This is a genomic window from Streptomyces sp. NBC_00454, assembly GCF_041434015.1.
Lineage (GTDB): Bacteria > Actinomycetota > Actinomycetes > Streptomycetales > Streptomycetaceae > Streptomyces.
The window spans coordinates 322,559-344,612 of record NZ_CP107907.1 but is presented as its reverse complement, the minus strand read 5'-3'; the positions used below and the strand labels follow the sequence as shown (position 1 = coordinate 344,612).

Annotated in this window: 13 protein-coding genes; 6 read left to right on the top strand and 7 right to left on the bottom strand. The window is 71.7% G+C overall.

The window, feature by feature from the left end; translation table 11 throughout:
• Window positions 1-21: 21 nt before the first annotated feature.
• The 3 genes from mmsB to chvE all read right to left on the bottom strand — a co-directional run bounded on the left by mmsB (window position 22) and on the right by chvE (window position 4,014).
• Window positions 22-1,257 (bottom strand): multiple monosaccharide ABC transporter permease, encoded by a 1,236-nt coding sequence (gene mmsB, locus OHU74_RS01495; protein ID WP_371614165.1) that lies wholly within the window; start codon window positions 1,255-1,257, stop codon window positions 22-24.
• Window positions 1,258-1,260: 3 nt separating this feature from the next.
• Window positions 1,261-2,808 (bottom strand): multiple monosaccharide ABC transporter ATP-binding protein, encoded by a 1,548-nt coding sequence (mmsA, locus tag OHU74_RS01490; protein WP_371614164.1) that lies wholly within the window; start codon window positions 2,806-2,808, stop codon window positions 1,261-1,263.
• Between the two features lie 102 nt (window positions 2,809-2,910).
• Window positions 2,911-4,014, bottom strand: coding sequence for a multiple monosaccharide ABC transporter substrate-binding protein (chvE, locus tag OHU74_RS01485; RefSeq protein ID WP_330300515.1), 1,104 nt, complete (start codon window positions 4,012-4,014; stop codon window positions 2,911-2,913).
• A gap of 2,644 nt (window positions 4,015-6,658) precedes the next feature.
• On the opposite strand from chvE, the gene OHU74_RS01480 reads away from it, so the two are divergent.
• The 4 genes from OHU74_RS01480 to yicI all read left to right on the top strand — a co-directional run bounded on the left by OHU74_RS01480 (window position 6,659) and on the right by yicI (window position 14,527).
• Window positions 6,659-9,505, top strand: a complete 2,847-nt coding sequence (locus OHU74_RS01480) for a glycoside hydrolase family 3 C-terminal domain-containing protein (RefSeq protein WP_371619528.1) — start codon at window positions 6,659-6,661, stop codon at window positions 9,503-9,505.
• A 212-nt stretch (window positions 9,506-9,717) separates the two neighbouring features.
• The gene (locus OHU74_RS01475; RefSeq protein WP_371614163.1) at window positions 9,718-10,701 is read left to right on the top strand and encodes an acetylxylan esterase; all 984 of its coding nucleotides are present in this window, start codon (window positions 9,718-9,720) and stop codon (window positions 10,699-10,701) included.
• Window positions 10,702-10,847: 146 nt separating this feature from the next.
• Complete coding sequence (locus OHU74_RS01470) at window positions 10,848-12,248, top strand: GH1 family beta-glucosidase (RefSeq protein ID WP_371614162.1); 1,401 nt, start codon at window positions 10,848-10,850, stop codon at window positions 12,246-12,248.
• Window positions 12,245-14,527 carry an alpha-xylosidase gene (yicI, locus tag OHU74_RS01465; RefSeq protein WP_371614161.1) on the top strand — a complete coding sequence of 761 codons (2,283 nt, stop codon included), beginning with the start codon at window positions 12,245-12,247 and terminating at the stop codon, window positions 14,525-14,527. The genes OHU74_RS01470 and yicI overlap by 4 nt, the downstream gene beginning before the upstream one ends.
• 105 nt (window positions 14,528-14,632) lie before the next feature.
• Here the strand turns inward: yicI and xylA are convergent, their stop codons facing one another.
• Window positions 14,633-15,805, bottom strand: a complete 1,173-nt coding sequence (xylA, locus tag OHU74_RS01460; protein ID WP_330300520.1) for a xylose isomerase — start codon at window positions 15,803-15,805, stop codon at window positions 14,633-14,635.
• Between the two features lie 92 nt (window positions 15,806-15,897).
• On the opposite strand from xylA, the gene xylB reads away from it, so the two are divergent.
• Both xylB and OHU74_RS01450 read left to right on the top strand, forming a co-directional pair.
• Complete coding sequence (xylB, locus tag OHU74_RS01455) at window positions 15,898-17,328, top strand: xylulokinase (protein ID WP_371614160.1); 1,431 nt, start codon at window positions 15,898-15,900, stop codon at window positions 17,326-17,328.
• A 13-nt stretch (window positions 17,329-17,341) separates the two neighbouring features.
• Window positions 17,342-18,553: an ROK family protein gene (locus tag OHU74_RS01450; protein ID WP_371614159.1), complete on the top strand. Its 1,212-nt coding sequence runs from the start codon at window positions 17,342-17,344 to the stop codon at window positions 18,551-18,553.
• Between the two features lie 21 nt (window positions 18,554-18,574).
• Here the strand turns inward: OHU74_RS01450 and OHU74_RS01445 are convergent, their stop codons facing one another.
• The 3 genes from OHU74_RS01445 to OHU74_RS01435 form a co-directional block, all read right to left on the bottom strand.
• A complete protein-coding gene (locus OHU74_RS01445; RefSeq protein ID WP_371614158.1) occupies window positions 18,575-19,276 on the bottom strand; it encodes a FadR/GntR family transcriptional regulator in 702 nt (233 codons plus the stop codon).
• A gap of 87 nt (window positions 19,277-19,363) precedes the next feature.
• Entirely contained in the window at window positions 19,364-20,407 is a 1,044-nt protein-coding gene (locus OHU74_RS01440) for an ABC transporter permease (protein WP_371614157.1), read from the bottom strand.
• A 2-nt stretch (window positions 20,408-20,409) separates the two neighbouring features.
• Window positions 20,410-22,032: a sugar ABC transporter ATP-binding protein gene (locus tag OHU74_RS01435; RefSeq protein WP_371614156.1), complete on the bottom strand. Its 1,623-nt coding sequence runs from the start codon at window positions 22,030-22,032 to the stop codon at window positions 20,410-20,412.
• Window positions 22,033-22,054: the final 22 nt, after the last annotated feature.

The following is a 22,054-nucleotide window of genomic DNA, read 5'->3' as shown; positions in this document are numbered from 1 at the left end:
GCGGCAGAGGAAGGAGGGAGGTCAGCCTCCGGCCTTGCGCTTGTTGTAGACGTCGAAGCCGACGGCCGCCATCAGTACCAGGCCCTTGATCACCTGCTGGTAGTCGGTGCCCACGCCGACCAGCGACATGCCGTTGTTCAGCACGCCCAGGACCAGGCCTCCGGTGAGCGCACCGAGGACGGTACCCACACCGCCGCTCGCGGAGGCGCCGCCGATGAAGGCCGCGGCGATCGCCTCCAACTCGAAGTTGATGCCGGCCTGCGGAGTACCGGCGTTGAGCCGCGCGGCGAAGACCATCCCGGCCAGGGCCGCGAGGACGCCCATGTTCACGAAGGCCAGGAAGACGACCCGCTTGCTCTTCACGCCGGACAGTCGCGCCGCGGCCTCGTTGCCGCCGATGGCGTAGGTGTGCCGGCCGAGGATCGAGTTGCGCATCACGTACCCGAAGCCGACCAGCAGGACGCCGAGGATCAGCAGGACGATCGGCACGCCGTGGTAGCTGGCCAGCAGCAGCGTGAAGGCCACCACGGCCGCGGTGATCGCGCCGAGCTTCACCATGAACAGTCCGGCGGGGAGCGGTTCCAGCCCGTACGAGGCGGCCCGCCGCCGTCCGCGCACCTCCTGGAGTATCGCGACGGCCAGCACCACGAGGCCCAGCAGGAGGGTGAGGTTGTGGTAGTTGGTGTGGGGGCCGACGGCGGGGAGGAAGCCGCTGCTGATGTTCTGGAAGCCCTTGGGGAACGGCGCCACCGACTGGCCCTGGAGGAGGATCTGGGTCCCACCGCGGAACAGCAGCATGCCGGCCAGCGTCACGATGAACGAGGGGATCCCGAGATAGGCGATCCAGAAGCCCTGCCAGGCTCCCGCGAGCGCCCCGATCAGCAGCGCGGCCACCAGCGCCACGGGCCACGGCGCGTGGTGTTTGACCATCATCACCGCGGCGGCGGCCCCGACGAAGGCGGCGAGCGACCCGACCGACAGGTCGATGTGGCCGGCGATGATGACGATCATCATGCCGATGGCCAGGATGAGGATGTAGCTGTTCTGCTGGATCAGGTTGGTGATGTTGAGCGGCTGGAGCAGGATGCCGTCCGTCCAGAACTGGAACAGCAGCACGATCAGCGCCAGCGCGAGCAGCATCCCGTACTGGCGCAGGTTGCCGCGCAGCGCTCGGGCCAGTACGGCACCGGCCGACGCGCGCCGGGCGGTCTGCGGTGTGCTGGGCGTGGTCTCTGGGGTGGTCTTGGTCTGGGCCATGCCTCACACCTGCTTGTCGGGGTATGCCGCGCTCATGGTCATGAGCCGCATGAGGGATTCCTGGGTGGCTTCCGCGCGGTCGACCTCACCGGTGATCCGGCCTTCGGCCATGGTGTAGATCCGGTCGCACAGGCCCAGGAGTTCGGGGAGTTCGGAGGAGATGACGAGTACCGTCTTGCCCTGGGCGGCGAGTTCGGCGATGACGGTGTAGATCTCCGCCTTGGCGCCGATGTCGATGCCCCGGGTGGGCTCGTCGAGGATCAGCACCTCCGGCCCGGCGAAGATCCACTTGCTGAGGACGACCTTCTGCTGGTTGCCGCCGCTGAGCTTGCCGGTCTCCGCGAACACCGAGGGGGCCTTGATGTTCATGGTCCGCCGGAACGATTCGGCGATCCGGGCCTCCTCGTGCCGATCGACCCAGCCCCGCCGGGCGACCTTGCCGAGGGCGCTCAGCGAGATGTTCCGGCTGATGTCGTCGCCCAGGTTGAGGCCGAGCTGCTTGCGGTCCTCGGTCACGTACGCGATGCCGTGCCCGATCGCCTCCGGCACCGTCCGGGTACGGATCTCCCGGCCGTCCAGCCGCACCCGGCCGCCGGTCCACCGCCCGTACGAGCGGCCGAAGACGCTCATGGCCAGTTCGGTGCGGCCAGCGCCCATGAGGCCGGCGATGCCGACGATCTCGCCCCGACGGACGTTGAGCGAGACGCCGTCGACCACCTTGCGCCGGTGGTCGATCGGGTGCTGGACGCTCCAGTCCTCGATCTCGAAGGCGACCTCGCCGATCTCGGGGGCGCGCTCGGGGTAGCGGTGTTCCAGGTCGCGGCCGACCATGCCACGGATGATCCGCTCCTCGGAGATGCCCTCGGGACCGATCGCGATGGTCTCGATGGTCCGCCCGTCGCGCAGGATGGTGACGGAGTCGGCGACCCGGGCGATCTCGTTCAGCTTGTGCGAGATGAGGATGCAGGAGATCCCCTGGGCCCTGAGTTCGAGGATCAGGTCGAGCAGCTTGCGGCTGTCCTCGTCGTTCAGGGCGGCCGTCGGCTCGTCCAGGATGAGCAGCTTGACCTTCTTGGCGAGCGCCTTGGCGATCTCGACCAACTGCTGCTTGCCCACGCCGAGATCGGCGATCCTGGTGTGCGGGCTCTCGTCGAGCCCGACCTGCCGGATCAGCGCGGCGGCGTGGGTCAGCGTCTTGTGCCAGCTGATGACGCCCCGGGTGGCGTGCTCGTTGCCGAGGAAGATGTTCTCGGCGATGGACAGGTAGGGCACCAGCGCGAGTTCCTGGTGGATGATCACGATGCCGCGCTGCTCGCTGGCCCGGATGTCCCGGAACCGGCAGGGCTCGCCCTCGAAGTAGATCTCGCCCTCGTAGCCGCCGTGGGGATAGACCCCGCTGAGCACCTTCATCAGCGTGGACTTGCCGGCGCCGTTCTCGCCGCAGATGGCGTGCACCTCACCGGCGGCGACGGTCAGGTTGACCTCGGAGAGGGCCTTGACACCGGGAAACGTCTTGCTGATCGACCGCATCTCGAGAACGGGTCGGGCCATGGTTGTGCATCCGTATCGTCGGGGCGGTGCGGCGCCGGGCGGTCTCCCCGGCGTCGCACCGCCGTTTCGTCGTCGCCGGACCCGTCGGTCGGGCTCCGCGGGCTACTTCAGCTGGTCCGCGGTGTACTGGCCGCTGTCCACCAGGACCTTCTGGTAGTTCTCCTTGTCGACGCTGACCGGCTGGAGCAGCTGCGCCGGCACGATCTTGACGCCGTTGTCGTACTGGCTGGTGTCGTTGACCTCGGGCTTGCCGCCGGTCAGCAGCGCGTCGCCCATCTGGACGGCGGCCTTGGCCAGTTGGCGGGTGTCCTTGTAGACGGTCTGGGTCTGCTCACCCGCGATGATCGACTTCACCGACGCCAGCTCGCCGTCCTGGCCCGTGACGACGGGCAGCGGCTGGCCGGCTCCGTAGCCGACGCCCTTGAGCGAGGAGATGATGCCGATCGAGATGCCGTCGTACGGCGAGAGGACGGCGTCGACGCGGGCGGCGGTGTACGACTTGCTCAGCAGGTTGTCCATCCGGGACTGGGCGAGACCGCCGTCCCAGCGCAGTGTGGCGATCTGGTTGAGGGAGGTCTGGCCGCTCTGCACGACCAGCTTCTTGTCGTCGATGTACGGCTTGAGGACGCTCATCGCGCCGTTGTAGAAGAACGCGGCGTTGTTGTCGTCCGGCGAGCCGGCGAACAGCTCGACGTTGAAGGGGCCCTTGCCGTCCTTGACGCCGAGCTTGTCGACGATGTAACTGCCCTGGAGGACGCCGACCTTGTAGTTGTCGAAGGTCGCGTAGTAGTCGACGTTCTTCGTGCCGCGGATCAGTCGGTCGTAGGAGATGACGGGGACGTGGGCGTCGGCGGCCTTCTGCAGCACGTTCGTGAGCGAGGAACCGTCGATGGCGGCGATCACCAGCAGCTTGGCCCCCTTGGTGATCATGTTCTCCACCTGGGAGACCTGGTTCTCCACGACGTTGTCGCCGTACTGGAGGTCGGTCTTGTAACCCTTGGCCTGGAACTCCTTGACCATGTTGTTGCCGTCGTTGATCCAGCGCTCCGACGACTTGGTCGGCATCGCGATGCCGATGAGGCCGCCCTTGGCGTCCCCGCCGGTCCCGCCGGCCCCGGCGTCGCCCGTTCCGTTGGCGCTCTGGCCGCAGGCTGCCAGCGACAGCGTCAGGCCCAGGGTGACAAGGCCCGCTGAAAGCTTCCGCACAGTTCCTCCAGTGATGTTCCGCGACCGGCACAGTGCGACCCGGCTGGGAGAACCGGAAGCGGTCGAGCGGGGCCGGCCGGGAGTCGTTCCCCGCGCTGTTGCGAAGTTCAGGTTTGCAGTGGCTCCGGCCTGGCGATACCTGAGTGTTAACGCTCACAAGTGTGTCGTCAAGGGTCTGTTCAGATCACCATTGGGCAACATCGCCGCAGGCGGGCAGCCTCCTCGCCGGAGCGGCTCCACAGCGGGACGTCCGGGCAGGTCGACCACGGGCGGCTTCCGCGGTTTCTGCGGCTTTGCCGAGTGCGGCGACTGGCGTACGGGGCCGGGTGCCGGGCGGGATTGCGGATCGCCGGACCGGGGGACGTCCCGCCGTCTTCTGTGCCGACGATGACACGGTGCTCGGTCTGCCGGGGGCGCGCCCTGCGCGAGTCCGGCCCGCTCGATTCCGGGAGGCGTCGGCTCGCCGGATTCGGCGACATTGTTGAGCCCACCTGCCTCACTCCGCCCGTGGCCGCTGTGCGGCAGGGGTTCGGCGAGCTCGGCCGCCGGGCCCTGGAAACCGCTCGTCGAGGGGTCGGGGGGCGGCGTGCACACCCGCATCCCCGCCTGCCGATCTTGCCCGAGATGGCAGCGCGGGCCCGGGCGTCGGCCTTGAGCTGGCGCCATCGGGCCGGGGGGCCGGCCGCCGCGTCGGCCGAGGCTCTGCGCCGAGCCGGTCGCACTTTGACGAGGCCTCCATGGGTTCCTTGACAGGAAGATTGTGAGCGCTAACAATTTGCCCTCATGGAGAGAGGTGACGCTTCAACTCCGCAGGAACCAATGCCGGTTTCCCGTGCGAGGGATGAGGGAGTGCCCTGATCCCTGCCGTCCGGGGACCGGGCAGGTGTGTCGTCGGCATCGACTCCGGCATCCTCACCGGTCGTGCTGGTCCACGTGCATGCCGGGCGGCAGCTCGCGACCGGCGTGCACGAGATACCCCGCACGCCGTCATCGAGCGCGAGTCGGCCGATGCCCGGCGGCTGGCGCCGTCTGGGCTGGGCCCTGCGGCATCCCGAGGGCCGGCGAGACGCGTCGCGCACCGTCCTTCCCGTCGTAATCGCCGCCGTCGGCGTTGATCCCGCCTCCGCCTCCGGTTCATCGGCATCGCCGCAGACCTCACCAAGCGAAGGGTCCTGCCGGTGGTCGCCGAGGGGTACCCCGCTCGCCGAGACCGCCGGGTGGGCCGCTAGGGGGTGTCTGATGGATCTCCGTGGGGAAGGAGCGGCGTCCGGTGCGTGCTCTCGGTGTGCCGGCCGGAAGCCTGCGTACTGGACGTACTCGGGCTTTCGGCCGGTGCGGCGAGAGCGCGTGCCGCCCGGCACCGCACCTCGCCGACGCGGGCTCGACCGCAAGATCCGAAAGAGGCGACCTAGTGCTGTGGCCGGAAAGGTTTGCCGGGGCGCGGTGTCCGGTGCGGTGCATCGCAAGGCGGAGGGCCACGTCTCGTACTGGACGTACTTGCGTGGGCCGACAACGCGGCGAGGTGCCGTGCCGGGCGCCGCGACCCGGTGAACTTTTCCGGTCACAGCACTAGCTCTCGCGCCTGCCCCGAGCCGGGGGTACGCCGCCCGGCCCAGGGGGCCAGGCCGACCGTGGCTCTGTCCGACCCGCGCGAGGCACGTTGAACGCGACCATCGAGTTCGTCCGTCGCCGAGTCGACGACCTCCACCAGGGACTCGTCCGCCATGGCCTGGTGGTCCGGACGGAGGGCAATGTCTCCTCCCCGCCTTCGCGGTGAGGACCTGTTGGCCATCAGGCCGAGTGGGACCTCTCACGACGGGCTCGCGCCTCAGGACATGGTCCCCATGGACCTTGATGGGGACGTCGTCGAAGGCGACCATGCGCCTTCCTCTCCTCCGGTGCCCCCGCGCACGCCGACGTCTACTGCCCGCTCCCCGGAACTCCTGGTGACCGACACCGACACTGCCATCCGCCGGTTCGCCAAGGTGCTGCGCTCGAACCAGGCTCACCGCCGACCGGCCGGGGGATGTGCGTTCGTCCTCCTGCGCGTGACGAAGCCCCGTACGTCGGTGGATCCGTGTGCGTCTCGACGCCGTGCCGCTGGGAGCTGGGGGCGGGTCCGAGCGGCGGACGTACCGGTGGTCGTGCGCGGCCACCGTTGCCCGACAGCGGTGAGGCCGTCCAGCCGCCGGGCGCGGTCGGGTCGCCGGAGAACGTCAGCAGACCGCCGGGGCGTCGCGCGGAGTGGGAGGTTCGCCGGACGGGTCCCCGACCTCGTCCTAGGGCATCCCTGCGCTCGCCAGGAGGCGCGCGCGGCACGGCTCGTGGCGCGCCGGGCCCCGCGACCGGGTGGGCGTGGGTCGGTGCGAGGGCCGGGCGCGAGGTGCCCACCGGACCGGGTCTACGCCGTCGGCCGGTCGAGCCGCGAGTTCTCGGGGAGGCGGGGCCCCAGGGCGGCTGTCGAAGCGCTTGGACGCCGTCCAGCGCGCGAACGACGCGTTCCGAGTTCAGTAGGAACGCGAACCGATTCAAAACTGGTTTCACCAGGGACGGTTGACAGTGGGAGTGGTTCATGTCAGCGTCGAAGCGCTTCGACAAATGATCGTAACGCCCAACCTGCCTAGGGGTTGTTCACGTGAGTTCCCTGTCCGCGCCCGCAGCCGGTGCGCCTCCTTTCCGTAATCCGGAGCTACCGCTGCGCAAGCGTGTCGACGACCTGCTCGAACGGCTCACGCTCGACGAGCGGCTCGCGATGCTGCACCAGTGCGTACCGGCCGTCCCGCGCCTCGGCGTCGGTTCCTTCCGAACCGGCAGCGAGGCCCTGCACGGGGTCTCCTGGATGGGGGTGGCGACCGTCTTCCCGCAGGCCGTCGGTCTCGGGGCCACCTGGGACGAGGGCCTGGTGCGCCGGGTCGCCGAGGCGGTCTCGATCGAACTGCGCGCCTTCCACCGCCACCGCCCGCCCGTCGTCGGCAGCGCTCCCCACAGCCTCCAGGCCTGGGCGCCCGTGCTGAACCTGCTGCGCGACCCGCGCTGGGGGCGCAACGAGGAGGGGTACTCCGAGGACCCGGTGCACACCAGCCGCCTCGGGGAGGCGTTCTGCCGGGGGCTGTCCGGCGACCACCCGACCTACCTGCGGGTGGCCCCGGTGCTCAAGCACTTCCTCGCCTACAACAACGAGGACGACCGGTGCACCACCTCCTCCGGGCTGCGACCGCGCGTGCTGCACGAGTACGACCTGGCCGCCTTCCGCCCCGTCGTGGCATCCGGCGCCGCGACCGGCGCGATGGCCGCCTACAACCTCGTCAACGGCCGTCCCTGCCACGTGAGCCCGCTCATCGAGTCGGAGCTGCGCCGTTGGGCGGAGCCGACCGGCCACGAGCTGTTCGTGGTCAGTGACGCCGAAGCCCCGTCCAATCTGGTCGACCTCGAGGAGTACTTCGACGACCACGCCGAGTCCCACGCGGCGGCGCTCAAGGCGGGCATCGACAGTTTCACCGACCATGGCGAGGACGGCGCGACGCCGGTCGGCCGACTGCGCGAGGCCCTGGAGCGCGGCCTGATCGACGGGGCCGACGTGAACCGCGCCGTCCGGCGTCAGCTGGAGCTCCGCTTCCGGCTCGGTGAGTTCGACCCGGAACTGGACCCCTATGCCGGTATCGGGCCCGAGGTCATCGACTGCGCCGAGCACCGCGAGCTGGCGCGGCGCGCCGCGACCGAGTCGGTGGTGCTGCTCAAGAACGACGGCCTGCTGCCGCTCGACGCGGTGCGGACACCGCGGATCGCCGTCATCGGCCCGCTCGCCGACACGCTGTGCGAGGACTGGTACAGCGGCACCCCGCCCTACGAGGTCGGCGTCGCCGCGGGACTCTCCGAGGCGCTCGGCGTCCACGGCGGCGAGGTGGTCTGCGAGGAGGGCGCCGACCGGATCGCGCTGCGCTCCCGCACCACCGGGGAACCGCTCGGCAAGACCGCCTTCGACGTGGCCGACTGGGGCAGCGGCGTACTGACCCTGCGCGCCGCCGACACCGGCCGCTACCTGAGCCTCAAGGGCGACGACTCGCTGGCGGCCGACCAGGAGGTGCTCAAGAGCTGGGAGATCCACGAGACCTTCCGGCTCGAACCGGCCGAGGGCGCAGACGTGGTGCTGCGCTCCGTCCTCACCGGACGCTACGCCGCCGTGGACCCGGCCGACGGCCGGGTGAGCGTCACCGCCTTGACCGCGGACGTCGCCGAGCGCTGGCAGCGGGAGCTGCTGCGCGACGGCGCGGCCGAGGCGCGGGCGGCCGCCGAGACGGCCGACGTGGTGGTCGTCGTCCTCGGCAACCACCCGATGGTGGGCGGCCGCGAGACCGAGGACCGCGCGGGCATCGACCTGCCCGGGACTCAGGACGCGCTGCTGCGCACGGTCGCGGCCGTCTGCCCCGAGACGGTGCTGGTGGTGATGAGCAGCTACCCGTACGCCGTCGACTGGGCCCAGGAGCACCTGCCCGCCGTGGTGTGGACCTCCCACGGCGGGCAGGAGACGGGCCATGCACTGGCCGCGGTGCTGCTCGGGGAGGCCGAGCCCGCCGGCCGCCTGCCGCAGACCTGGTACCGGGGCGGGTACCCGTTGCCGGATCCGCTCGACTACGACGTGATCAAGGCCGGCTGGACCTACCAGTACCACGGGGCCGCGCCCCTCTATCCCTTCGGCCACGGGCTGTCCTACACCGACTTCGCCTACGGCGGCCTCGGCCTGTCGCATCCGTCGATCGGCCCGGACGGTTCGCTCGACGTCACGGTGAGCCTGGCCAACACCGGCCGGCGGGCGGGCAGCGAGGTGGTCCAGCTCTACGTCCGCGCGCTGGACGCCCGCTACGAGGCCCCCCGGCAGCGCCTCGCCGACTTCAGCAAGGTCCGCCTGGAGCCGGGCGAGGGACGGGAGTTGAGGTTCTCGTTCCCGGCCGACCGGCTCGCCCACTGGTCCACCGCGACCGGCGCCTTCACCGTCGACCCCGGCGTATACGAGATCACCGCCGGCCGCTCCGCCGAGAACCCGGTCCTCACCGCACGGCTCACGGTGACCGGACCGGCCCCCGAGCCCCGCGTGGTCGTCGGCCGGCGAACCCTGACCGTCGACTTCGACGACCACGCGGACATCACCATCGTGGACGCCGCCCGCGCCGGCGGTGACGCGGTGACTCCGGCCGATCCGGCGCGGCCCGCGACGCTCCTCTTCCGCGACGCCGATCTCTCCGGGGCGGTCCGGGTGGAGGCCGAGACCGCCCTCGAGAACGCGGGGTCCGGGCAGGCGCGGTTGGAATTCCGGGCCGGTGAGCGACTGTTGGCCGAGATCGCGGTTCCCGCAACCGGCAACCGCTACACGTGGACGACCGTCGCGGCCGAACTCGCCGCTCCCCTGGACGGTGTCCACGACCTGCGGCTGACCCTGCACGGCGGCTTCCGTCTGGCCGCCTTCGGCTTCACCGCGTCCAGTGAGAACGGCTGAGGCCGGCGGGACCGGCTGAGTCCCGCACCCCCGCGAGACCGGCGGCCCGCCACAGGGGGGCGGGCCGCCACCCCTTCCCGTACCACCCCTTCCCGTACCACCGCCCTGACCGGCGAGGCAGGCGAGGCCCCCTGAGGTTGCCGCCGAGCTCCGTCACCGCGTCACCGCGTCACCCCGTCACCCCGTCACCTCTCCGACCGGAGGAAGCCCCCATGCCGCTCACAGACCTCGGCGCGGACGAACTCATCGACTACCGCCCCGAGTTGTCCGATCCGACAGATTTCGACGACTTCTGGCGGCGTACCCTCGCCGAAGCCCGGTCACACGACGGGGCGATCAAGGTGGAGCGGGTCACCGCCCAGCACATGCTGCACACCGTCGAGGTCGACGACGTGCGCTTCCCCGGCTGGAACGGCGAACCGGTGGCCGCCTGGCTGCTGCGCCCGCGCGACGCGGCCGGACCGCTTCCGGTCGTCATCACCTACATCGGCTACAGCGGCGGTCGCGGACTGCCCACCGACCACCTGTTCTGGTCCGCCGCCGGCTACGCCCAACTCGTCGTCGACAGCCGGGGTCAGGGCCACGACACCCCGGACCGGGGCGCGGGCGACGGCACGCAGTGGGTCGAGGGGTTCATGACCCGCGGCATCGACTCTCCCGACGACTACTACTACCGGCGGTTGATCACCGACTGCGTGCGAGCCGTGGACGTGGTCGCCGAGCTGCCCGGACTCGACAGCCGTCGGATCGTGGTGGCCGGAGGCAGCCAGGGGGGCGGTCTGGCGCTCGCCGTCGCCGGTCTCGCCGGGGACCGCGTGGCGGCCGCGATGCCGGACGTCCCGTTCCTGTGCCACTTCCGCCGCGCCACCGCGATCTGCGGCGAAGGCCCGTACCAGGAGATCGCCAAGTACCTGCGCTGGCACAGCCGTCACCGCGTGGAGCCGGCCTTCGCCACCCTCGACCACTTCGACGGCGTCCACTTCGCCCGGCGGGCCACCGCGCCGACGCTGTTCAGCGTGGCCCTGATGGATCCGATCTGCCCGCCCTCCACGGTCTACGCCGCCTTCAACCACTACGCGGGCGTGGACCGCACCATGACCGTGTGGCCGTTCGGCGACCATGGCGGCGGCCTCGGCTCCAACCCGCCCGTCCAGCTGGCCTGGCTGCGCGAGCGCGGCCTGGCGCCGGAGCTCTGACCCGCCCCGCACCACCGGACCGGCAGAGCGCGCGAGGGCGCCCCGCGGGCCGAGCAGCCCGCTTGGCCGCCCGCGCCCCGCGCCCCGCGCACCGAGCCCCGCACCCCCGAGACCGAGGAGCCCGACCGACCCGTGAGATACCGCCCATGACCACCCCGGACTTCCCGGAACTGCCCGCCGGGTTCCGTTTCGGTGCCGCGACCGCCGCCTACCAGATCGAGGGCGCCCACGACCAGGACGGCCGCGGCCCGTCCATCTGGGACACCTTCAGCCACACGCCCGGCCGTACGCTCGACGGAGCCACCGGCGACACGGCGTGCGACCATTACCACCGCCACCCGCAGGACGTCGCCCTGATGCGCGGGCTCGGCGTGGACAGTTACCGCTTCTCGATCGCGTGGCCCCGCCTGCTGCCCCGGGGCACCGGACCGGCCAACCCCAAGGGGCTCGACTTCTACGACCGCCTGATCGACGATCTGCCGGCCGCCGGAGTCGCCCCCGCCGTCACCCTCTACCACTGGGACCTGCCCCAGACCCTGGAGGACCGGGGCGGCTGGCGGGTCCGGGAGACCGCCGAGGCCTTCGCGCAGTACGCGGCCCTCGCGGTCGAGCGCTACGGGGACCGGGTGGAGCGGTGGATCACCCTCAACGGGCCCTACTGTTCCGCCTTCGCCGGGTACGCCGAGGGGCGCCACGCACCCGGCGCCCAGAAGGGCCGGGGCGCGCTCGCCGCCGCCCACCACCTGCTGGTCGCCCACGGCCTCGCGGTCCGGGAGCTGCGTGCGGCGGGCGCCCGGGAGGTCGGGATCGCACTCAACCTCGACCGCATCCACACCGCCTCCGCCCTTCCCGGGGACCGCGCCGCCCTGCGCCGCGCCGAAGTCCTCCACAACGAGGTCTGGACCGAGCCGCTGCTCGCCGGACGCTACCCGGCGCACGAGGCCGGGACCTGGGCCGGCCTCGCCGACGGCCCCTGGCGACTGCCGGGCGACCTGGAGCTGATCGGCGCGCCGCTCGATTTCCTCGGAGTCAACTTCTACCGCCCGATCACCGTCGCCGCAGCCCCCCACCGCACGGACGACCTCGAACTGCGCACTGCCACGGACATCGGCGTCAGAGAGCTGGACCCGTACGGTACGCGGCTCACCACCATGGGCTGGCCCGTCGTCCCGGAGGCGCTGACCGAACTGCTGCGCGCACTCCACGCCCGCTACCCGAGGCTTCCGCCGGTCTGGATCACCGAGAACGGCTCCGCCGAGGCCGATGCCGTCGGTCCCGACGGCCGGGTCCATGACACCGCGCGGACCGACTACCTGGCGGACCACCTCGCCGCCGTCGCGGAGGCGGTCTCGGCGGGCGTGGACGTGCGCGGCTACTACGTCTGGTCGCTGCTGGACAACTTCGAGTGGGCGCGCGGCTACGGCCAGCGCTTCGGCCTGGTCCACGTCGACTACGACACGCTGACCCGAACGCCCAAGGACAGTTACCACTGGTTCCGGGCCCTGATCACCGCGCACCGAGCGCGGACGGAGGAAACCACCCGATGAAGTTCACCGATGGCTACTGGCTGATGCGCCCGGGCGTCACCGCGCGTTACGCCGCCGAGGTCGCGGACGTCCGGGCCGACGAGCACCGGATGACCCTCCACGCGCCGGTGAAGCACGTGCGCAGCCGCGGTGGCATGCTCAACAGCGCGCTCCTGACGGTCGATTGCTGGTCGCCGGCCGAGGGTGTCATCGGGGTGCGCGTCACCCACCACGCCGGTTCGGTGCGGCGCGGCCCGGATTTCGCACTGCCCGGCGCGCAGGAGGGGAGCGGGAAGGTGCACCGGGACGGCCCGGTGGTCGAGCTCAGTGCGGGTGAGCTGTCGCTGCGGGTGGACACCTCACAGCCGTGGCGCCTGGAGTTCACCGCCGGCGGGCAGGTGCTGACCTCCGTCGGCGAACGCGGTACCGGCTTCGTCACCGACGACACCGGGCGGCACTTCATGCTCGGCCAACTCTCGCTGGGCGTAGGAGAGCTGGTCTACGGCCTGGGGGAGCGGTTCACGCCGTTCGTCAAGAACGGGCAGGTCGTGGACATCTGGCAGGCCGACGGCGGCACCAGCAGCGAACAGGCGTACAAGAACATCCCCTTCCACCTGACCAACCGGGGCTACGGCGTCTTCGTCAACCACCCCGGCAAGGTCAGCTACGAGGTCGGCTCCGAGTCGGTCGGCCACGTGCAGTTCAGCGTCGAGGACCAGTCGCTGGAGTTCTTCGTCGTCCACGGCCCGACCCCGAAGCAGATCCTGGAGCGCTACACCGCGCTCACCGGCCGTCCGGCCCTGCCCCCGGCCTGGGCGCTGGGCCTGTGGCTGACCACCTCGTTCACCACCGACTACGACGAGGCCACCGTCAACCGCTTCGTCGCGGGCATGGCCGAGCGCGGCATCCCGCTGAGCGTCTTCCACTTCGACTGCTTCTGGATGCGCGCCTACCAGTGGTGCGACTTCGAATGGGACTCCGACACCTTCCCCGACCCGGTCGGCATGCTCGCCCGACTCGGGCAGCAGGGACTGCGGATCTCCGCCTGGATCAACCCGTACATCGCGCAGCAGTCGGTGATGTTCGAGGAAGGCGTGCGCGAGGGCTACCTGGTGCGGCGCCCGGACGGCAGCGTGTGGCAGTGGGACCTGTGGCAGCCCGGCATGGCCCTGGTGGACTTCACCAACCCGGCCGCCCGCGACTGGTACACCGGCAAGCTGAAGACGCTGCTGGACCAGGGCGTGGACTGCTTCAAGACCGACTTCGGCGAGCGCATCCCCACGGACGTCGTCTGGCACGACGGCTCCGACCCCGAGCGGATGCACAACTACTACACCCACCTCTACAACGAGGCCGTCTTCGACCTGCTGCGGGCGGAGCGCGGCGAGGGCGAGGCACTGCTCTTCGCCCGCTCCGCCACGGTCGGCGGCCAGCAGTACCCGGTGCACTGGGGCGGCGACTGCGAATCCCACTTCAACGCCATGGCCGAGTCGCTGCGCGGCGGGCTCTCCCTGGGCATGTCAGGCTTCGGCTTCTGGAGCCACGACATCGGCGGCTTCGAGGGCACCCCGACCCCCACCGTCTTCAAGCGCTGGGTGCAGTTCGGCCTCCTCTCCTCGCACAGCCGGCTGCACGGCAGCAAGTCCTACCGCGTCCCGTGGGACTACGGGGAGGAGGCCGTCGAGGTCACCAGGGAGTTCACCCTGCTGAAGCACCGCCTCGCCCCGTACCTCCAGCGCGCCGCCCAACAGGCCCACGCCACCGGCATCCCCGTCATGCGCGCCATGGTGCTGGAATTCCCCGACGACCCCGCCACGGCCGCGCTGGAGCGGCAGTACATGCTCGGCGACGACCTGCTCGTCGCTCCGGTCTTCACCGACGACGGCACGGTCGAGTACTACGTGCCGGAAGGGACGTGGACTAACGTTCTGACCGGCGCCCGGATCAAGGGTCCCCGCTGGGTCCGCGAACAGCACGGCTTCCACACCCTGCCGCTGCTGGCCCGCCCCGACTCCGTCATCCCGCTCGGCGCCGAGGACCAGCGCCCGGTCTCCGCCTGGGCGGACGGCGTAGAGCTGCGGGTGCACGCCTTTGCCGACGGCGCCGAGCGCACCGTGGTGATCCCGCGCTCCGACGGCCCCGGCGAGGCGGCCCGCTTCCACCTGAGCCGCCGTGGTGACCGGCTCCACGTGACCACCGACAGCCCGCATCCCTGGCAGCTCCGGTTCGGCGGGCCGGACGGGACCGTCCACGCCCGGCCCGCCGGCACTCTGGAGGCCGACTTCGCCCACCCGGCCTGAGGCGGGCGGCCGGCGCGAAGGCGCCGGCCTCTTAAGGCGTGGCGGAGCCGGGCCGTGGAACCCCACGGCCCGGCTCCTGCGCGCACCGGCTCAGCGGGCGTCGGCTCAGCGGGCCCCGAGGAGGTGTTCGAGGGCGAGCTGGTCCAGCTGCTCGAAGGCCATGCCGCGGCGGGCGGCGGCATCCACGTCGAACTCGTCGAAGGCGGACCGGTCGGCCAGCAACCCGGCCAGGCCGTCCTCGGCGGTGGGCAGGGCCAGTTCGGGCAGTCGGGAGGCGGCGAGCGCGGCCCGGACCTGCGGATCGGACCGGAAGGCGCGGGAACGCTCAGCCAGGAGCAGGTAGTTGCGCATGCAGGCGGCCGCCGAGGCCCAGACGCCGGCGGAGTCCTCGGTGCGCGGCGGCTTGAAGTCGAAGTGGCGGGGGCCGTCGTAGCCGGCCGACTCCAGCAGGTCCACCAGCCAGAAGGCCTGGCGCAGGTCGCCCGCGCCGAAGCGCAGGTCCTGGTCGTACTTGATGCCGGTCTGGCCGTTGAGGTCGATGTGGAACAGCTTGCCGTGCCACAGGGCCTGGGCGATGCCGTGCGGGAAGTTCAGCCCGGCCATCTGCTCGTGGCCGACCTCCGGGTTGAGGCCGACCCGGTCGGGCCGGTCCAGCTCGTTGATGAACGCCAGGGCGTGGCCGATGGTGGGCAGCAGGATGTCGCCGCGCGGCTCGTTGGGCTTGGGTTCGATCGCGAAGCGCAGGTCGTAGCCCTGGTTCTCGACGTACTCGCCCAGCAGGTTGAAGGCCTCCTTCAGCCGGTCGAGGGCGGTGCGCACGTCCTTGGCCCCGCCCGACTCCGCGCCCTCGCGGCCGCCCCAGGCGACGTAGACCTCGGCGCCGAGTTCCACGGCCAGGTCGATGTTGCGGATGGTCTTGCGCAGCGCGTACCGGCGCACGTCCCGGTCGTTGGCGGTGAAGGCGCCGTCCTTGAACACCGGGTGGGTGAAGAGGTTCGTCGTGGCCATCGGCACCTTCAGCCCGGCCGTGTCGAGGGCGGTACGGAACCGCTTGACCGCCTGCTCGCGGGCGGCGTCGCCGGAGCCGAAGGGGATCAGGTCGTCGTCGTGGAACGTGACGCCGTAGGCGCCGAGCTCGGCCAGCCGCTCCACACTCTCGACGGGGTCGAGGGCGGGCCGGGTGGCGTCGCCGAAGGGGTCCCGCCCCTGCCAGCCGACGGTCCACAGGCCGAAGGTGAACCTGTGCGCGGGGGTGGGAACGAGCGGGTCGCTGGTCATGGGGCGCTCCGGATCAGGCCGAGGGCTATTTGTAATGACGAAAAACAAATTAGTATGCCGGGACGCCAGAAGGAACCCCACCGGAGGAACGCATGTCTGCTCAGCGTGTCGTGATCGGTGTCGACAGCTCGACCCAGTCCACCAAGGCCCTCGCCGTCGACCTGGAAACCGGCGCCGTCCTGGGCGAGGGCCGCGCCTCGCACGCCGTCAGCGCCGGCGCCGGACGCGAGAGCGACCCCGAACAGTGGTGGGGGGCGCTCGGCGAGGCCGTGGCGGCCACCGGCTGGGCGGATCGCGCAGCGGCCTGCTCGATCGCCGGCCAGCAGCACGGCCTGGTCACCCTCGACGGGGCAGGCGGGCCGGTGCGCCCGGCGCTGCTGTGGAACGACGTCCGCTCCGCCCCGCAGGCCGCCGGACTCGGAGCCGCGTTCGGCCCGGCCGAGCTCGCCCGCCGTACCGGCAGCGTCCCGACGGCCGCCTTCACGGCCGCCAAGTGGGCCTGGCTGCGCGCGAACGAGCCTGCCGCCGCCGACCGCGTCGCGGCCGTCCGGCTTCCCCACGACTTCCTGACGGAGCGGCTGACCGGTGAGGCGGTGACGGACCGCGGTGACGCCTCGGGGACCGGCTGGTGGGGCCCGGACGGCTACGACCAGGACGTCCTCGACCGGATCGGCCTCGACCACGGGCTGCTGCCACAGGTCCTCCCGCCGGGCGCCCTCGCGGGCACCGTCCGGGCCGGGACGCCACTGCGCGAGGGCGCGTTGGTGGCCACCGGGACCGGTGACAACATGGCCGCCGCCCTCGGGCTGGGCCTGACCCCCGGACGCCCGGTGCTGAGCCTCGGTACCTCCGGCACCGTCTACGCCGTCGGCCGGACCCGGCCCACCGACCCGAGCGGAACCGTCGCCGGCTTCGCCGATGCCCTCGGCGGCTGGCTGCCGCTCGCCTGCACGCTCAACTGCACCCTCGCCGTCGACCGCTTCGCAGCCCTGGTCGGACGCGACCGCGAGGACGTCGAGGCGGGTGGCACGGTGGTGGTCCTTCCCTATCTGGACGGCGAGCGCACGCCGGACCTCCCGGGCGCTTCCGGCCTGGTCCACGGCCTGCGCCACGACACCACGCCCGGACAGGTGCTCCAGGCCGCCTACGACGGCGCCGCCCACGCCCTGCTCGTGGCCCTGGACGACGTACTGCGTGCCGGAGGCGAGAACCCCGCCCCCGAAGAACCGCTGCTGCTGATCGGCGGCGGAGCCCGCGGCAGGGCCTGGCAGCGGACCGTCCTGCGGTTGTCCGGCCGAGCGGTCCAGGTACCCGCGGCACAGGAACTGGTCGCGCTCGGGGCCGCCGCCCAGGCCGCCGCACTGCTCACCGGTGAGCCCGCCGACGCCGTCGCCCGGCGCTGGCGGACCGCCGAGGGCCGGGTACTGGACCCCGTACGCCGTGACGACGACACGCTCGAACGGATCACCAGTACGCTGCGGCGGGCGCGGGCCTTGCAGGAGCTCCCGCCGGCAGAACGATAGGAGGGTCGGCCCAATGGCGGGGATCGGCAGGGCGAGCGGGGGCGCGGAGGCCGTGCCCGCCTCGCAGCAGGGCATGCGCCGGCAGAACCTTGCGGTGGTGATCGGTGCGGTCGCCGCGCACGGTCCGCTCTCCCGGGCGGACGTCGCCGGCCACACGGGCCTGACCAGGCCGGCCGTCTCCTCCCTGGTCGACGAGCTCATCGGCCGTGGCGCGCTGACCGAGACGGAGACCGCGCCCAGCGGACGCGTCGGCCGCCCCGGACGGGCACTGCTCCTGAACGACCGGGGTCCCGCGGGCCTCGGCCTGGAGATCGGCGTCACCCATCTCGCCGCGTGCGTCGTGGACCTGCGCGGTGAACCCCGGGTGTGGCGTCGGGTGGAGCGGGCCAACGCGGGCCGGCCGGCCGGAGAGGTGCTGGCGGAGGCCGCCGCGCTGGGCGCCGAGGCGGAGTCCGAGGCCGCGGCCCTGGGACTGCGCGTCGAGGGCCGCGTCCTGGCCGTGCCGGGGGTGGTGCCGAACGAGCCGGGCGGACTGATCGCGAACGCCCCCAACCTCGGCTGGCAAGCCGTCCGCCCCGCCGACCACTGGCCCGACCCCGACACCGCGCCCGAGCCGGAGAACGAAGCCAACCTCGGGGCGCTGGCCGAGCAGTGGCACCGGGGCAACCCCGCCGAGACCTTCGTACACGTCTCCGCCGAGGCCGGAATCGGTGCCGCACTGATCATCGGCGGGCAGCTGTTCCGGGGCGCCCGCGGCTTCGCGGGCGAACTCGGCCACCTGCCCGTCCATCCGGAGGGCGCCCCTTGCGCCTGCGGGGCACGCGGCTGCCTGGAGCAGTACGCGGGCGAAGCGGCCGTGCTGCGCGAGGCCGGGCTCGCGCACGTCGGCGACCCGGTGGCCCTCCTGGCCGAGCGGGCGGCCGCCGGGGACGCGGCGGCCCTGCGAGCCCTGGACCGCGCGGGCCGGGCCCTCGGCCTCGCCCTGACCTCGGCGGTGGACCTGATCGACCCGGACGGCCTTGTTCTGGGCGGCGCCTACGCCGAACTCGCCGACTGGCTCCTCCCGTCGGTACGCACCGAGCTGGCCGCCCGGGTCACCGTCCGGCCCTGGAACCCGGAGGCGGTGCGCCCCTCCGCCCTGGGGCGCCGCGGACCGGTGCTGGGCGCGGCGTGGTCGACCGTCCGGCAGATCATCGCCGATCCCGCCCGCCTGCCACAGCACTAGGTTCGCAGAAGGGCGACCGGGTCAGTCGTCGATGGCTCGCAGCGGGTCGTCGCTCAGGCTGGCGGCAAGCCACTGCTCCACGGCCGTGATGTGGACGGTCGTGGCGGCGGTGGCCAGCAGGGCGTCGCGTGCCTGGAGCGCGCCGAGGATCTGCTCGTGGTCCTGGTGGGCGTTGTCCAGTGCGTGACGGGTCCGGCTGCCGCGGACGATGCGGACGCGCTGGGTGCGGGTGGAGAGCACCTGCAGAAGCATCGACAGCACGGGGTTGCCGACGGCTTCGACGATCCTGAGGTGGAAGGCGATGTCGTGGGCGACGAACTCTTCCACGGTGGTGGCGGCCCGGGACCTGTCGAGGATCTCGCGCAGTTCCTGGAGGTCCTCCGGCGTCAGCAGGGCAGCGGCCAGCCCGGTCGCCTGCGGTTCCAGCAGTCGGCGCACCTGGATCAGTTGCAGTGCCGTGTGGCCCTGGGAGACGTCGGCGGCGAAGGAAAGGCTCTCCAGCAGGAGATGGGGTTCCAGGCTGGAAACGTACGTGCCGTCGCCCTGACGGGTGATCAGGATCCGCATGGCCGTCAGCGCCCGGACGGCCTCGCGCAGCGAATTGCGGGACAGGCCGAGTTGCGCGGCGAGGATCTCCTCCTTGGGCAGACGGGAGCCGGGAGCGAGTTCGCCGTCGAGGATCATCGCCTTGATCTTGTCGATCGCCTCGTCCGTCAGTGCCACTAACGTGCCTCTCAGTGCGGGGTGTGTACAGGGCGGTGGCTCCGCCGGACCCGGACCGGGGCCTGCGGAGCCGCTTGCGGGACGAGGCTATTCCTGCTTCTCACCGGACGCGAACCGGGAGATGACCAGGGCGACAATGATGATGGCGCCATTGAGGAACTGGTTCCACAGGGGCGGCACGCCCGCCAGCGTCATGACGTTGACGACGAGCTGGAGGGTGAGGACGCCGGTGAGGGCGCCGAAAACGGAACCCTTGCCGCCGTTGAGACTGACTCCGCCGATGACGGTCGCGGCGAAGACCTGGAAGATCCAGCCGCTGCCCTGTGTGGCGGAGATGGAGCCGTAGTGCCCGCTGTAGAGGACACCGGCGAACGCTGCGAGAACGCTGCCGAGGATGAGGACGACCCACACGGTGCGGTCGACGCGGATCCCCGCAGTGCGGGCGGCCTCGGCGTTGCCGCCGATCGCGTACAGTGCCCGGCCGTGCCGGAGCCAGGCCAGCGCACTGCCGCCGATCGCGAAGAGCAGCGCGCACACCCAGATCGCGGCGGGCACGCCCAGCCAGGACGCCCTGCCCAGGTAGGTGAAGGACGAAGGCAGCTCGACGATGGACTGGCCTTCGGAGAGGGCGACTTGCAGTCCGCGGAGCATCGTCAGGGCGCCGAGGGTGACGATGAAGCCGTTGAGGCGCAGCTTGAGGATGAGGAAGCCGTTGACGGCACCGATCAGCGCCCCGACCAGCAGGCAGAGCGGGATCGCCATCCACTCGGGGAAGAGGCCGAGTCCGGTGAACCGGCCCCCACTGGTGGGCAGGACCAGCCACACGGCGATGACGGGAGCCACGCCGATGGTGGACTCCAGGGACAGGTCCATCCGGCCGGCGATCAGGACGAAGGTCGTGGCGAGCACCAGCAGGCTCAGCTCGGTGGACTGCTGGGCCACACCGATCAGGTTGTCGGCGGTGAGGAAGGCCGGCGAGACGATGAACCCGATCAGGCCCAGGACGATGATCGCCGGGACCAGGGACAGTTCACGGAAGCGCCCGAGGCCGCCCCGGTGGCGGGCGGCGTCCGCCGCGGCCGGCACCGCCGTGCTCGGTGCGGGCTCGGTGAGATCTGTGGTGGCGGACATGACTACCTTCCGTGCTCGTCTGCGCCGGATGAGGCGGATGAGGTGGGTAGGGCGAATGTGGGAGTCGTGGTGGCAGGAGCCGGATCGCCGGCGACGCCCTCGATGGCGGCGACGAGGTCCTCGTCCCTCCATCCGTGGTCGAACTCGGCCACCACGCGCCCGTGGAACATGACGACGACCCGGTCGCAGACCTTGAGGTCGTCCAGTTCGTCGGAGACGATCAGCGCGGCTCTGCCGCCGTCCGCGACCTGCCGGATCCTGCCGAGCAGGAACTCCTTGGACTTGACGTCCACACCGTTCGTGGGGCGGATGGCCACGAGCACGTGCGGATCGGTGGCCAGGGCGCGGGCGACGACGACCTTCTGCTGGTTGCCGCCGGAGAGGGCGGAGACCGGGGTGGCGACGCCGGGAGTCTTGATGTCGAGGTCCCGGATCACGCGCTGCGCGAAGGCCCTGGTGCGGGCGGGCAGCACGATGCCGAACGGACCGAGCTGGTCGGTGACGGTGAGCGTCGCGTTCTCCGCCACGCTGCGATTGCCGACCAGCCCCTGGTGGTGGCGGTCCTCGGGTACCAGACCGACGCCGGCGGTGAGCGCGGACGGCACACTGCCGGTGCGCACGGCCTGGCCGCCGACAGAGATCCGGCCGCCCTTGGCACGGTGCAGACCGGCGACCGCCTCACCCACCTGCACGTTGCCGCTGGCGGTGGCGCCGGCGAGCCCGACGACCTCGCCGGAGCGTACGGAGAGGGAGATGTCCTCGCAGGCACCGGGCAGCGTCAGACCGTCGATCGCCAGCAGTTCCGTCGCGTCGGCCCGCGTGCCCGGGGGGCGGCCCGCGGTGGCGGTGACCGTGGAGGAGGACTCGCCGGTCATGGCCTCGACCAGGGCCGTCTGTCCGAGCTCGGTGACGGGTGCGGTGAGGATGTGGGCCGCGTCGCGGTAGACCGTGACCGTGGCGCAGAGGTCGTACACCTCTTGCAGGTGGTGGGAGATGAAGAGGAAGGCGACACCCTGGCGCTGGAGGTCGCGGAGCTTGTCGAAGAGGCGGCCGATGCCGCGGCCGTCGAGCTTCGCGGTCGGCTCGTCGAGGATGATGAAGCGGGCGCCGAACGACAGGGCCCGGGCGATCTCCACGAACTGCCGCTGCTCGACGGTGAGGTCCCTAGCCCGGGCGTCGACGTCGACGTCGACGCCGTACTCGCCGAGGAGCTCCTCGGCGCGGTGGCGCAGCCGCTTCCAGCGGATGGGCCGCAGCGGGGCGCCGCTCTGCCGGTTCAGGAAGAGGTTCTCGGCGACGGTCAGCTCACCGATGATCGTGGAGCGCTGGTAGACGCAGGCGACGCGGGAGCGCCAGGCGTCGATGTCGCCGAAGGCGGGGGCCGGTTCGCCCGAGAAGCGCAGGGCTCCGGTGTCGGGCTGCTGGAGGCCGGTGAGGATGGACACGAGCGTCGACTTGCCGGCGCCGTTGCGTCCGACGAGGGCGTGCGACTCGCCCGGGGCGATGGTGATGCGGGCGTCGCGCAGCGCGACGGTCGCGCCGAATCGTTTGCTGATGCCGGTCGCCTCGGCCACCGGGGCCGGAGTGCCGGGGCCGGTCGCCGGGGCGGTCGCGGTGTCCGCCATGGTGCATACCGTCCTTCGTGTA